12 protein-coding genes and 1 pseudogene are annotated in these 14,211 nt (G+C 47.8%); 6 read left to right on the top strand and 7 right to left on the bottom strand.

The features are described 5' to 3' along the window. The first annotated feature begins 18 nt into the window (after positions 1-18). Positions 19-1,167 carry a cysteine desulfurase family protein gene (locus tag ABWH99_RS04715; RefSeq protein WP_375585148.1) on the top strand — a complete coding sequence of 383 codons (1,149 nt, stop codon included), beginning with the start codon at positions 19-21 and terminating at the stop codon, positions 1,165-1,167. A gap of 46 nt (positions 1,168-1,213) precedes the next feature. Here the strand turns inward: ABWH99_RS04715 and ABWH99_RS04710 are convergent, their stop codons facing one another. Then, positions 1,214-2,167, bottom strand: coding sequence for a pyridoxal-phosphate dependent enzyme (locus ABWH99_RS04710; RefSeq protein WP_375585147.1), 954 nt, complete (start codon positions 2,165-2,167; stop codon positions 1,214-1,216). 143 nt (positions 2,168-2,310) lie between these two features. Here ABWH99_RS04710 and ABWH99_RS04705 point away from each other — a divergent pair, with 143 nt between their 5' ends. From ABWH99_RS04705 to ABWH99_RS04690, 4 genes are all read left to right on the top strand, one after another. Further along, a complete protein-coding gene (locus ABWH99_RS04705) occupies positions 2,311-2,985 on the top strand; it encodes a peptidoglycan DD-metalloendopeptidase family protein (RefSeq protein ID WP_375585146.1) in 675 nt (224 codons plus the stop codon). A 24-nt stretch (positions 2,986-3,009) separates the two neighbouring features. After that, positions 3,010-4,143 (top strand): amidohydrolase, encoded by a 1,134-nt coding sequence (locus ABWH99_RS04700; protein WP_375585145.1) that lies wholly within the window; start codon positions 3,010-3,012, stop codon positions 4,141-4,143. Positions 4,144-4,147: 4 nt separating this feature from the next. Then, positions 4,148-5,302 (top strand): alanine racemase, encoded by a 1,155-nt coding sequence (gene alr, locus ABWH99_RS04695; protein WP_375585144.1) that lies wholly within the window; start codon positions 4,148-4,150, stop codon positions 5,300-5,302. Positions 5,303-5,383: 81 nt separating this feature from the next. Continuing rightward, the gene (locus ABWH99_RS04690; protein ID WP_375585143.1) at positions 5,384-5,788 is read left to right on the top strand and encodes an META domain-containing protein; all 405 of its coding nucleotides are present in this window, start codon (positions 5,384-5,386) and stop codon (positions 5,786-5,788) included. Between the two features lie 42 nt (positions 5,789-5,830). Here the strand turns inward: ABWH99_RS04690 and purU are convergent, their stop codons facing one another. The 4 genes and pseudogenes from purU to rbfA form a co-directional block, all read right to left on the bottom strand. Then, positions 5,831-6,685, bottom strand: coding sequence for a formyltetrahydrofolate deformylase (purU, locus tag ABWH99_RS04685; protein ID WP_375585142.1), 855 nt, complete (start codon positions 6,683-6,685; stop codon positions 5,831-5,833). 44 nt (positions 6,686-6,729) lie between these two features. Beyond that, positions 6,730-9,666 carry an SNF2-related protein gene (locus tag ABWH99_RS04680; protein WP_375585141.1) on the bottom strand — a complete coding sequence of 979 codons (2,937 nt, stop codon included), beginning with the start codon at positions 9,664-9,666 and terminating at the stop codon, positions 6,730-6,732. Between the two features lie 108 nt (positions 9,667-9,774). Beyond that, positions 9,775-10,997, bottom strand: a pseudogene (locus ABWH99_RS04675) (FtsX-like permease family protein). 11 nt (positions 10,998-11,008) lie between these two features. After that, complete coding sequence (gene rbfA / locus ABWH99_RS04670) at positions 11,009-11,389, bottom strand: 30S ribosome-binding factor RbfA (RefSeq protein ID WP_375585140.1); 381 nt, start codon at positions 11,387-11,389, stop codon at positions 11,009-11,011. A gap of 85 nt (positions 11,390-11,474) precedes the next feature. Here rbfA and ABWH99_RS04665 point away from each other — a divergent pair, with 85 nt between their 5' ends. Beyond that, the gene (locus tag ABWH99_RS04665) at positions 11,475-12,872 is read left to right on the top strand and encodes a hypothetical protein (protein WP_375585139.1); all 1,398 of its coding nucleotides are present in this window, start codon (positions 11,475-11,477) and stop codon (positions 12,870-12,872) included. A gap of 48 nt (positions 12,873-12,920) precedes the next feature. Here the strand turns inward: ABWH99_RS04665 and rpiB are convergent, their stop codons facing one another. Next, positions 12,921-13,355, bottom strand: a complete 435-nt coding sequence (gene rpiB, locus ABWH99_RS04660; RefSeq protein ID WP_375585138.1) for a ribose 5-phosphate isomerase B — start codon at positions 13,353-13,355, stop codon at positions 12,921-12,923. Positions 13,356-13,365: 10 nt separating this feature from the next. Continuing rightward, positions 13,366-14,211: a twin-arginine translocase subunit TatC gene (gene tatC, locus ABWH99_RS04655; protein WP_375585137.1), complete on the bottom strand. Its 846-nt coding sequence runs from the start codon at positions 14,209-14,211 to the stop codon at positions 13,366-13,368.

The following is a 14,211-nucleotide window of genomic DNA, read 5'->3' as shown; positions in this document are numbered from 1 at the left end:
TCCCGGGACCCCTTACTCATGGCCAATACGCCTTCGATTTACCTGGACAATGCCGCCACCACAGCCATGGACCAACGGGTTCTGGAGGTCATGATCCCTTTTTTTTCCGGAAATTATGGAAATCCCTCCTCGGTACATGCCCACGGCAGGCAGGCGCGGGTAGAACTCGAAAAAGCACGAAAAAAGATTGCTTCCCTGCTAGGTACCAGTCCCGGGGAGATCGTTTTCACCTCCGGTGGCACAGAGGCGGACAATACGGCTTTGCAGGGAGCCATTTCAGCCTACGGCATCGAACATATCATCAGTTCGCCGCTGGAACACCACGCAGTTTTGCACGTAGCCGAACATGCTGCCAAAAGGCAGGGCATCCGCTTTTCCCTGGTTGATGTTGACGAAAAAGGATCCCTAAACCTGGCGCATCTGGAAGAACTTCTCCAAAGCAGTCCCCGATGCCTCGTATCCCTCATGCACGGAAACAATGAAATCGGCAATCTAACCGATCTACACCGCCTGTCGCAACTCTGCCGGGAACACGACGCCTATTTTCACTCGGACACCGTACAAACGGTGGGCCACTATCCCCTGAACCTAGAAAACCTATCCATAGATGCCATCGTCGGATCCGCACACAAATTTCACGGACCAAAGGGAGTGGGCTTTCTCTATGTCAATAAAAATAAAAAAATTCCTGCCTTAATCGAAGGGGGATCCCAGGAACGGAACCGCAGAGGTGGAACCGAAAACATCGCCGCAATCGTGGGCATGGCAAAAGCCCTGGAAATCGCAGTAGAGGACCAGGCCCAACACCGGCAGCAGGTCTCCGAGCTGAAAGGATATTTTATCCAACAACTTCGGGAGGCGCTTCCGGGAGTAAGTTTTAACGGGTTATCTGGAGAGCCATCTCAGAGTCTGTATACCGTCCTGAACGTTGGTTTTCCCCCAAACGAAGCCACTCGGGGCATGCTTTTGTTTCACCTGGACCTCGCGGGTATTTCGGCATCCGGAGGGTCTGCCTGCAGCAGCGGTGCCCGATTGGGTTCCCACGTCCTGCAAGCGATTGGTACGGACCCGGAAAGAGAAAACGTGCGGTTTTCGTTTAGTCGTTTTACGACCATTGAGGAGGTGGATTATACCATTGATCAGCTAAAAGCACTTTACCCGGCCTGATTTCGCCAGGGGAAGGACGACGCACGACAAAAATGCGCGGGCATCGCTAAAAAGGAAGGCGGGCCAGGTCCACATTCCCTCCCGATAGAATAATGCCTACTTGCTGCCCTTGAAATTGAGCTTTGTTTCGCAGGACCACGGCAAGTGGTACCGCACAGCTGGGTTCTACCACCAACTTCATGCGTTCGTAAATCAATCGCATGGCAGCAATGATTTCTTTATCACTGACCGTCAGGATATCCCCGACGTGCTTGGAAATGATCTCAAAATTTATCTCTCCCAAAGAAGTCAGCAGTCCGTCCGCTATGGAATTTGCCTGTTGCAGAGGAATCCGCTTACCAGCCAGGAACGACCTTCGGGCATCGTCTGCACCTTCGGGTTCTGCTCCAATGACCTTGGTTTCGGGCGAAAAAAAATGGGCGGCAAGTGCGGTGCCGGCAAGGAGTCCTCCGCCTCCGACCGGTGCTAGTAGTACGTCCAGGGAAATAGACGATTCGAAAATCTCAAACGCGCAGGTGGCCTGTCCTTCGATCACGTCCCAGTGGTCATAGGGCGGGATAAAAACAGCACCGTAGGTTGCGACAACCGACCGTAGTCCTTCCTCACGGGCCTGGAGGGTAGGCGCACATTCAAAAATCTGCCCTCCGTATTCCTTAACCGCCCGTTTTTTGGTTTCGGGAGCGGAGGAGGGCATGACGATATAAGCCGGGATTCCTATCTCTGAGGCGGCCCTCGCCAGTGCGGCGGCGTGGTTGCCGGAGGAATGGGTAGCTACTCCGTTTTTCCGTTGGGAAGCGGGTAATTTCACCACCGCATTTGCAGCCCCCCTCGCCTTGAAAGCGCCTACCTTCTGGAAATTCTCGCACTTAAAAATCAACTCACATCCCGCGATTTTGTTGATCGCCGATGAGCGCATCAACGGTGTCCAATGCACAAAGGCATCGATTCTTTCCCGCGCCTCAGCAATGCTGTGTGAATCAATTTCTCCTTCCTGTTTCATCGACTAAAAATGCACAATTATTCCATAAGCGACAAAGACTTTGGTAGAATCTTTGCGCCCAGAAAGGCGCGGATTTTTCGTTTTCCCGCGTACAAAATTCCTATATTGAGCGAGTTTTTAGAGACTGTTTTTGCATATTGCTTATGGCCACACATACAAGGGATTTCTTCCCTCTCATGGGGGAAACATTCAACAGCGAGAATAGCCTGGTGCTGGACATGAGTGTAGGAAACAAGGCCTTGCATCGGCTTGACTTGCGGGATACACAGGCATTTTCGTACTTTATTTCCGACCTACTCGCCCAAGGACGTAAGAAATACGGGGTGGGTGGATACGCCGAAAATCGAATCATTTATCAACGAAGCGAAGTGTTTGCACACCAGCTTTCCAATTTCCGAAACATCCACCTGGGCATTGATATTTGGGCGGCTCCCGGGACAGCCGTCTATTGCCCGCTTCAGGGAAAAGTACACAGCTTTCGCGACAACAGTGGTTTTGGGAATTACGGCCCCACGATCATCCTGGAGCATCGCTGGCAGGAAAAAAGAGTGTTCAGTCTCTATGGGCATCTCAGTATAAAAGACCTGAATCGGTTAAAACCCGGGCAAACTTTTCTTAGCGGAGAAAAAATCGGACATTTGGGTCATGCCGGAGAGAATGGGAACTGGCCTCCGCACGTGCATTTTCAGATCATACGTGATTTGGGTAATTGGGTGGGAGATTACCCGGGGGTTTGTGCAGAAATGGAAACGGGACAATATTTATCCAATTGCCCGGATCCGAGCGACTGGTTGGGGCTCCGGGCATTACGATTGTAAACACAACATTAGAATTGCATTAGAATGAATTCCCAAACACTTAAAAAGATACGTGCTTTCAGAAAGGAGTTGCATCAGGAACCGGAAGTCTCCGGGAGGGAACAGCAAACGTCACTGAAAATAAAAGCTTTTTTCGAAGCGCTGAATCCGGACGAAATCATCGAAGACCTGGGACCCCATGGGCTGGGCGTGGTATACAAGGGAAAAGAAAAAGGGCCTACTACCCTGATTCGGGCAGAGCTGGATGCGCTACCGATCCCGGAAATAGGAAACCACCGGCACAAAAGCAAAAATGAAGGGGTGTCCCACACCTGTGGGCACGACGGTCACATGGCCATCCTCTGTGGAGTAGGTATGGAGCTGGCCGCACAAGGCCCGGAGAAAGGCAAGGTAGTGCTGATTTTCCAGCCCTCGGAAGAAACGGGTCTGGGAGCCGCGCAGGTGATCGAATCAAAAAATTTCAAGCAAATTCAGCCTGATTTCGCTTTTGCCCTGCACAACCTTCCAGGGTATCCCAAAAATGAAATTGTTCTAAAAAAAGGTGCTTTTACTGCCGCCTCCAAAGGCATGACCATTACCCTGGATGGAAAAACAAGCCATGCGGCTCACCCGGAAGACGGGCGAAGCCCAGCCGAAGCCATGTGCAAATTGATTATTGCTCTGGAAAAATTACCGGAGGGTATACCGTACTTTTCTCTGGTGACCGTCATCCATGCCCAACTGGGTGAGATTGCCTTCGGGACGACTCCTGGTACTGCACAGGTAATGGCGACGCTCCGCACGTTCGACAACGAGACCATGCAGACACTCACCGCCCGAGCAGAGAAGCTGGCTGCATTGATTGCCAGCGAACAGGGGCTGGAGTTCAGCATCAGCTACTGCGAAGAGTTTGAGGCCGTTGTCAATGACCGCGTGCCGTGGGAGCTGGTAAATGACGCCGCCAAAGAACTGGGATTAAAAAGAAAACACATCCGAACCCCATTTCGATGGTCGGAGGATTTCGGGAAATTTTCCACCCTTACCAACAGCTTCCTGTTCGGCCTGGGTGCCGGCAAGCAGCAGCCCCAACTTCACGAAGGGCATTACGATTTCCCGGATGAGATTCTCCAGACAGGAGTTGCGCTCTTTACCGCCATTGTCAAGAAATTAAATCACTGATTTTATGGTCCATACCTCCTATATTGAACTGAGCAAGAGTGCCTATAGAAACAACCTCAAATTTCTACGCAGTCAGGTAGGTTCACACGTCACCATTTCCTCGGTTGTCAAGGGAAACGCATATGGCCACGGAATAGAAAACACCGTAAAGATAGCCGAGGGCGCCGGAATAAGGCATTTCAGCACCTTCAGTACCGATGAAGCCCTTCGGGTAGAAGCTGCGTCCACCAAAAACAGCGAAATCATGGTCATGGGCATGGTGGACAACGAAAGCATCCCCTACCTGATCGAGCACGCAATCAGTTTTTATGTTTTCGAATTGGACCGACTGCGCTGCGCCATAGAATCCAGTAAAGCACTAGGGAAAAAGGCAAAAATTCATGTGGAAGTAGAAACTGGCTTCCACCGCACCGGGTTTGAATGGGAGGAACGAATGGCGCTGGCAGAGGTTCTGCTTTCGAACCGGGAAAACTTGCAACTGTGCGGACTGTGCACCCATTATGCCGGGGCCGAAAGTATTGGTAATTACGTGCGGATTCAAAATCAGATTAAAGCCTACCTGGAATTCAAACACTGGTTTCAGGAAAAAGGCCTGTATTTCGATAAATACCATACTGCTTGCTCGGCCGCTTCATTGAGCTATCCCGAAACCATCATGGACATGGTTCGCATTGGAATCGCTCAGTACGGTTTCTGGCCCAGCCAGGAAACCTATATGTTCAAATTTAAGCAGCTGGCTCCCAACATGAAGAATCCACTGAAGCGATTGATCAGCTGGAAAAGTCAGGTGATGAGCATCAAAAAGGTACGAATCGGGGATTTTGTGGGCTATGGCAACAGCTACATGGCTTCCCGTAACATGACCATTGCGTTGGTACCCATTGGGTATTGCCATGGATTCAGCCGAAACTTAAGCAATTTGGGAAAGGTGTTGATTCATGGAAAAATACTTTCTGTCGTGGGTACGGTCACCATGAATGCCATTTCCGTGGATATCACCGACCTCCAACAGGCCCGCAAAGGGGACGAAGTAGTCATCATTGGCCGCCAGAAGAGAAACGAGATCACGGTCGCCTCCTTCGGGGAATCCACCCAGCAGGTAAATTACGAACTACTGACCCGCTTACCCCATGATATTCCCAGAAAAATTATTTCCTGAGGGTTTTTAGAATGGTATTTGCTTGATTATGGTGCAAAGTGGATCCCTTGTATCCTATGTTTCACCTTAAAAAGCAATTCGATGAAATTCCTATTCACCCTATTTCTTGTAAGCACGACCGTCTTAGGTATGTTTTCCTGCAAATCCGAGCCCGTCGAACTGGCAGATCACGACTGGATCGTAACCGATCTGGCAGGAAGCGCTGCCCCTAAAGAAAAACTGACCGACCTTACACTCGAATTCAAAGAAGAACAAGCGATCGGAGGATTTGCCGGATGCAATGATTACCGCGGCGCCGCTACCTATAACCAAGAGCAGATTAAATTTTCTACCCTGTACGCAGACACCGATTCCTGCGACGATATCAACCTGGAGAAGCGGTTTCTTTCCAACTTGGAAGCCAGCACCCGCTACACCTACAGCGCCGGAACACTGGTCCTCTACGACGAAGGAGGAAACATCCTGGTAGAAATGGAAAAAATCTAACGGGTGCAAACGAGTTGCACCTTTCCCAATGAACGCTACGAATCAGCTGAAAATAATGGTGCGGTTGCCTACTACCTTTATTTTTTGCGCCAAGTGGTATTTGATGGCCTTTGAAAGCACCACTTTCTCAACGTCCTGCCCGATTTGTACCAATTCATCGACCGTGTTGTGGTGGCGTACGCGTGCCACATCCTGCTCGATGATGGGCCCTGCGTCCAGTTCTTCCGTGACGTAGTGGGCGGTCGCACCAATGATTTTCACCCCACGTTTGTAGGCCGCGTGATAGGGTTTTGCTCCCACAAAAGCAGGCAAGAAGGAATGGTGGATATTGATGATTCGGTTCGGGAAATGGGAGATAAAATCGCGCGACAATATCTGCATGTACCGCGCCAGTACCACAAAATCGATACCGTGCGTTTGCAGTAAGCGAATTTGTTCTGCTTCCTGACTGGCTTTGGTCTCCTTGGTCACAGGCAGGTGGTAAAAAGGAATCCCAAAAGCGTTTACGATCGGCTCAAGATCGGGATGATTCGAAATCACCAGGGGAATGTCGACCTCAAATTGTCCGGAGTAATACCTGCTGAGTATGTCAAACAGGCAATGAGACAATTTGGAGACGAACAAGGCCATTTTGGGTTTCGGAAAATTAAATGAAAGCGTGTAATTCATGTCAAAAACAGCCGCTACCTGATTTCCAAACTGTTCGTAAATCTGGTCTTTAGCGATGCCAAAGGTGTCGAGTTCCCATTCCGCTCGCATAAAAAAATCACCGATCTCTTCGTCTATGTATTGATCGATGGCCAAAATATTTCCATTATTTTCGAATAAGAACCGGGAAACGGCGGCGACGATGCCTTTATCATCTTTGCATTGGATAATGAGTATGGCGGTATGCATAAGTGGGTTTTTGGTTTGTGGGGAGATCGCATTGCGGGAAGTGCTCATGCGAGCAGGGCAGAAATATCTTCTTTGCTTAGACTTTTGATAAAGCTTTCTTCGGTACTGATCAGTTCGCCCGCAAGAGCCATTTTTCTTTCCTGAAGGGCCATGATTTTTTCTTCGACCGTATTTCGTGTAATGAATTTATAGATGATCACCTTATTCAACTGACCGATGCGGTGAGCCCTGTCAATGGCCTGCGACTCAACGGCGGGATTCCACCAGGGGTCCAGCAAAAATACGTATTCCGCTTTGGTCAGGTTGAGACCTACCCCACCGGCTTTGAGTGAGATCAAGAAAACCTGTACGGTTGGGTCCTCCTGAAAACGGGCTACCTGGGCTTGCCGGTCTTTGGTCGTGCCATCCAAATAGGCAAAGGGGATTTTTTGCTGGCAAAGAAACTCTTTGACAATCGTCAGATGGCGGACAAATTGACTAAAAATCAACACTTTATGCCCTTCACTTACGGTTGACTTTATCATATGGGTCACGTCTTCCAATTTTCCCGAGTCACCGGTGTACCCATCATCGGCCATTTTGGGATGGTTTGCCATCTGGCGGAGCTGGGTCAGGCCCCTTAGGAGGGTCAGCGACTTCCGGGAAACACCGGGAATAGCCAATTCGTCAATGATTTTGTCCCGGTAATAAGCCTTGACTTCCTCGTAGGCATTTTCCTGTGCCTCGGTCATCGTAGAGTATTGCACGTTCACCACTTTCTCCGGAAGATCGGTGGCCACTTGAGATTTAAGCCTTCTCAGGATAAAAGGCTTGATCATCGCATTGAGTTTTCCGATTTTGTCCGTGTCGTTCTTTTTTTCGATGGGCAGTAGAAACTGCTTTTTGAAAGCCGATTGTCCACCCAGCAGGCCGCGGTTGATGAAGTTCATTTGCGACCACAGGTCCATGGTCCCGTTTTCAACCGGAGTACCCGTTAAGATCAATTTATGGTTACTCCTTAGTCGGGTCACCGCTTTGGATATAATGCTATCGGGGTTTTTGATTGCCTGGGACTCATCCAAAATGATGTAATTGAAATAAAAATCCTTAAGAATATCGATATCCAGTCGGGCGATTCCATAGGATGTCAACACGAGGTCGTATCGACCAAAATGGCTGCAATCTTTTACGCGCTGGGTTCCCGTATAAATAAGAATTCGGAGTTTTGGGGTGAATTTTTTGGCCTCCAGCTCCCAATTGTAGATCAGGGAGGTAGGCATGACAAGCAGCGAGGTCGTTCCTTCCGATCGTTCCTTTTCCATCGCCAGGAGCGCCAGTGTTTGTACCGTTTTTCCCAGGCCCATGTCATCGGCCAGGCAACCCCCAAAATTGTACTCGTTTAGAAAACGCATCCAGTTGTACCCGGCCTTCTGATAGGGACGGAGCGTCCCTTTGAAAAAATGAGAAAGGGCGTAATCGTCGATGGAAGAGAAATCCTTTAACTTTTTCAACCGCTCACTCAAGGAAAGTTTGATCAAGTTGCCTTTTTCCAGTTCTTGCGCCAGGGCGATGTGGTGCTTTTTTAATTTGAAGTTTCCCTGCTCTGTCTCCTTTTCTTCCATAAAGGAAAAAATCTCCCCGTAATTCACGAACCAGGATTTCGGAATAATCGCCACCTCTTTGTTGGGAAGCTCGATCTCGGTTTTTCCTTTCATGAGCAATTTCCTGAATTTCAGGAATGATATTTCGTACTCTCCAAACGTAACCGTGGCTTCTACATCGAACCAATCAATTTTTTCATGAATCTTCACATTGATCCGGGCCGAACCAATGAAATATTTCTTACCCTTTTCCTGAGAGGTCTGGTGAATTTTTACACCCAACTCATCCAAATCCGGTCGATGGTCAATGATCCAGTCATAGGCTTCCCGTTTGGACATAGAAAATCGACCATTCCGCACCGGCAATCCTTTGGACTTCAGGAAATCTCCATAATAGGCTTCTCTGTCCAGGTCCCGCACCACCTTGTGAAAGGTATAGTCGTCTCCATTTTTTTCGAGTTCCACATTGGTAGGTTTGGCCTGGTCTGCTCGAAAAGTATAGTCTCCATAGATGAAACGTAGATCAAAGACCATTTTTTCTTCTTGCTCGATACCGGTAGTTTTTCCAAACATATCCACCGCAGGATTGCCAGGTAAATCACCTAAAAACAAAACCGGTTGCGGATCAGACCGCTCAACTTTGATGGCGAAGCCTTTTGCAAAAACATCGAAGGAGGCCAGCAGCTGGGTGACAAATTTTTGGTAGTACGACTCCTCAACTTTTTTGGGAATGACAATGAACTTTTTATTTAAAAACGGCAGCAGCTTTTTGCCATCTACATCCTTTTCGAAACTAAAAAGCCTGGAGTCAACCACCAGCCAGGCGGGTTGGTGACAAATAAGGTAGCTCCCTTTGTATTGCCATTCCAATTTCTCGCCTTTGTACTTGATCGTTGGGAAATAATGGGTGTTTTCCTCGTTTCTTCGGAAATGAAAGAGGACGGACGCTTTTTCGGGCATGATCTCGATTTCCTTCCAAACCGGGTTTCCATCATTTCCCATTTCAAACAAGCGCTTGTGCTTGATTTTTTCCAGAATTTTGGCTCGGGTGATTTCCAGCCTCCCTTCGATTAGCTTCTGAATTTCTTTGTTGGCTTGCGTTTGCTGCCCCTCCTCGAAAACCTTACGTAAAAACTCCTTGGGTTTGTTATTTTTTACATTAAACTTTTTGATAATCGCTTCCTGCTGCATGCTGTCCATCAATCGGATCAGTTCCAGGTCGGTATCATCGATTCCCCCCTCAAATTCTCTTGCATTTTTATAGGAAATATTTTGGTAAGCAAAGGACAGTCTGCCTTTTTCGTCCAACTGCACGGCAAAAGACTCAAAAAGAATTCCTAGAAATTCGTGGCTAAAAAGCGAATAAACAATTTTAAAAGGCTTTTCCGAAGCTACTTTCATTGCTGGTGTTTTTATACAAAAACGAAACGATTGCTGTTTTTTTTAAATTGGCAGTTTGCAAATTAAGGAAATATTTAAAAAAATTAAAGAGATCATCCTTTTTATCGGCTACAAATGACGGGTAGTAGAAACCTTCGATGCAATCAGTGCAGGACGATAGGAGGCAAGTAGTGTAATCAGGATCACACTCAGACTGGTATACAAAAAATCCGTCCACTGCATTTTTACCGGATAAGCATCTACAATGGAAGAAGTAACACCCAACGAAACCAAGCCAAACCTATCCTGTATCCAACAAATGAAAAAACCTAGCATCAAACCTGCTGCTGCGCCAGAAAAGGCGATGATTGCACCTTCTTTCAAAAAAATGGACCGGATAAATCTCCGTGTTCCTCCCATGGAAAGCAAAACCGCAATGTCCTTCTTTTTTCTATGGCAAGCATACTCAGCGAAAAGAAAATATTAAACGAAGCTACCGCCAAAATAAAAGTAAGGGTGAGGAAAACAAACAGTTTCTCCAGGCGGATCGTCATCAATAGGCTAGCATGCTGTTCGTCGCTGTCCTTGACAGAGAAATCTTCACCCAATAAGTTCCGCAATCCCGCCTTCACATCCTGAATCGAATACCCTTCCGCTACCTTTATCTCCAGCGCCGTTCGCCGGTCTCCGTATTCCAACAAGCGGGCGGCAAAGTCCAAGGGAACGATCAGGTATTCGTCGTCGTACTGTTTCTCGATACTGAATATCCCGGCAGGTCGAATTACTTCGCGGTTGTACATGCTGGAGGGATCGATGCTGCCCGCCCGTGGCTCTTTGGGGTAAAAAACCTGCATCAATTCGAATTCATCGTCCAGATCTAACAAAAGAAAATAAGACAAACCCCTACCGAGAATGGCCTCCGGCCGACCCTCTTCGCCAAGGCTCATCTCCCCCGTCAACCTTCCCTTTTCGAAGCGGTTTTGCTGTAGAAAATTACCCGAAACGCCCTTTAATGTGGCTACGACCTGATGGTCTCCGTACCGAACCAAGGCATTGTCTTCGATCACTTCCGTCAAAATCTCGACCCCCTCGCTATTCTCTATGGAAGCAAGGAAATCCTCATTTACCTCAAAAGACTTGCCCATGACCGGCATCACTTTCAAATCGGCATCAAAGGAGGCATACAGGCCCTTGATCAGGTCTTCGAGGCCATTAAACACAGACAATACCACCACCAAAGCCATGGTTCCAACGGCCACGCCTATCATCGAAATACGAGACAGAACCGTAATGAAATTCTTCTTGGCTTTACTTTTAAAGTACCGTGCCGCTATGAAATAGGATAGATTCAAAGGTGCAGTCGTTAGTTTTCTTCTTCGTCCTCTTCATCCGAAGGCTCTGGAATATCTAATTTGGAAATAACCTCATCCATGTGTTGTGCATAGGCGGCCGACTCGTCCAGGTAAAAGACCAATTCGGGAATGACACGCACTGATTTGCCAATGCGGTTACCAAGAAATTTCCGTAGCTGACTTTTGTTTTCATTAATCCGCTCAAACAAGGCCTGGTTATCGGCCAGCAGAAAACTTACGTTTACCTTCGCAACACCCAGGTCCGGACTTATCAGTACCCGGACCACGGTTACCATGGCTTTACCAACCAGGGGCTTCCCCTCGCGCTGAAAAATTTCTCCGAGCTCCTTTTGGATTAATTTCGAATATTTTTGTTGTCGCTTCGTTTCCATGCTGCCGTTTTTATTCGTAACAAATTTAGTGAAATATACGGGTAACCTTTAATTTCGTAAATTGAGTTTTAAACAAATATAAGCCTTGCTCGAATTTTTCAAAATCAACGACCCCTTACGAATGGCGGGAATCCTTTTCCTGCTCCTGTTTTTTAGGGTCCCCTATTTGTTCATCGACATTCCTTTTACCCAACCGGAATTACTCTGGCAAATGTTGGGCGAACGAACGGCAGCGGGAAACCTCCCCTACGTCGATACGCTGGATGGTACCGGACCATTTTCGATGCTTATTTACTGGCTAAATGAGCTCCTGACCGGCAATTCTCTGCTTTCATTCCGGATTTTCGCCTTTCTTTTACTGGTCGTACAAATCTATTTTACCAATGAGCTCTTTATCAAAATCAATGCCTATGAGGAGACCAACTATTTCCCTGCATTGATCATGGCCATTACTTTTCAGCTGTCCTTCGATTTTATGACGCTTTCTCCGGCATTGATGGGCAGCCTCTTCCTGATGCTGGCAATGGGTCATTTGCTGAGTCAAACATCGATCAATGCGAACCCGGTGCCAGCGGTCCTGCTAATGGGCTTCTGGGGAGGTGTGGCCTTTTGCTTTCATTTTCCCTACCTGGCTTTCCTCCCCTTTCTGATTCTTGCCGGATTGCTGATCATTGGCATTTCTTTTCAGCAATTGTGCCTGTTACTTACCGCCTACCTGCTTCCAGTAAGCTGTTGCATGGTGTATTATTTCCTCCAGGACGGGCTGGACGAATTTGTTAAGCTGTACCTGCTGCTGGGTTTTCGGGTAAGCCCGGTTTACCACGTTTTGCCCAAGGATCTGCTGATCATTTTTTCCTTACCCTTACTCCTCGCAATTATCGGGTATGTCAATAACAACCTGCAACATCGCATGAATGTGACCCAGCAAAAGCAAAATCAGTTGATGATGGTGTTTCTACTCGTAAATATGGGCTCATTTTTTCTTCTCGATCGGGTAAGTCCATTCCAATTTGTGATGCTGGTCCCGCCACTGGTCTACTTCATTGCCCACCTGTTTGGCCTAAGTAGAAAAAAAAGCACCCAGCAAAGCTTGATTTACAGCTATCTTTTTTTGGTACCTTTGATTGGATACGGAGGGACCGTTTACCAAACCCATGCATCTACTGTTGATCGCTACGCGGTTCGGCCAATTTCGACCGACAAAAACAGCCCGGAGAAAAAAATCATGGTGCTGGGTGAAGACATGCATCGCTATAGCGGAACCGGATTGGGCAATCCTTACCTGAATTTTCGGCTCACGCGACAGTATTTTAAAGAAATGGATCCGATGGACCGGAAAATGAAATTTTACAGAGACCTCAGAAAAACATCTCCTGACGTCATCATAGACGCGGAACGCACGTACGATGCCTGGGCGAGCGGGATTCCTTCCCTGGAGCAACGGTACCACAGGAACGGTCAGCAATTGACGAAAAAAGAATAAAACAAATCGTTTCACCTGTACCCCGAAAGAGCCAGGCCCAATACCTTTTCAGCAGGGTATTTTATTCACCCTCCGTGCATGCCTGCCTCCTTCAAAGTCGGTGGTGAGAAATCGCAGCACCATTTTCTCTGTAAGTTCGAACGAGACAAACCGGGAGGGTATGGAAATCAGGTTGGCGTCGTTGTGTTGCCGGGCCAGCACCGCGAGCTCTTCGTTCCAGCAAATAGCAGCCCGAATGAATTGATGTTTGTTTGCCGTGATAGCCACACCATTTCCACTTCCACAAAGTATGATTCCCAGCCGAAACTCCCCCGATTCCACCGCTTCGCACAAGGGGTGCACGTAATCCGGATAATCCACCGATGCATCCGTATAGGGGCCAAAGTCCTTCACTTCATAGCCCTGTTGTTCAAGCCGGTCGATCAGCTGCTGCTTGTAAGCGAACCCTGCATGATCGCCGCCGATAGCAATTTTTTCAGACATTTTTAAAGGATTAAAACCCGTTTTCCAGTTCTTCTTCTCTTCGCTTTTTCTCCAGGCGCTTGGCAATAATGATCCCTGCCTCGTACAATACCAAAATCGGCATGGCGATCAGAATCTGGCTTATAACATCCGGAGGAGTGATCAGGGCAGACAATACCAGAATAACCACGATGGCGTGCCTGCGATAGGTTTTCAGCATGAGCGAGGACACCAGACCAGCCTGCGTTAGAAAATAAATCACAATGGGCAATTGAAACATAACCGCTGAGGCAAGTACCAACATGGACAAGGTGGATACGTACGAGGTGATGTCAAATTCGTTGGCGATGGAAGGGTCCAATTGATAGTTTGAGAGAAAATTAATCGAAAGCGGCGAAAGGATAAAATAGCCAAAACTAGCTCCCAGGAAAAAAAGCAAGCTCACAAAAAACACCGCGCCTCTGGCAGCATTTTTTTCCTTGTCGTACAAGCCCGGACTGATAAATCGCCATACTTCCCAAAACACATAGGGGAAGGATGCAATCAACCCAACTACCAAACTAGAGGTGATGTGCATGGAAAACTGACCGGTCATCTGCCTGCTTTGAATGATAAAAGGAAGCTTCTCTATACAAAGGGCGGGCAACGAAAAAAAGTCGGACAGTTGGCAAAGCACGCGATAGGTAATGAAATCAACCTTGGACGGACCCAGAATCACTTGTCCAAAAACAAAACTTTTCGAAAGAAAGGCCAGAACCATAAAAACCAAAATGGCAGATATCGAACGCAATAGATGCCATCGCAGCTGCTCCAAATGGTCAAGAAAGGACATGCCGTTCTCTTCTTCCTCTTCTTCGTTGTATTGATCCAGTGCCAC

It is taken from the genome of Cyclobacterium xiamenense, assembly GCF_042140265.1.
Taxonomy (GTDB): Bacteria; Bacteroidota; Bacteroidia; order Cytophagales; family Cyclobacteriaceae; genus Cyclobacterium; species Cyclobacterium xiamenense_A.
This window is presented reverse-complemented; position numbering and strand designations above follow the sequence as displayed.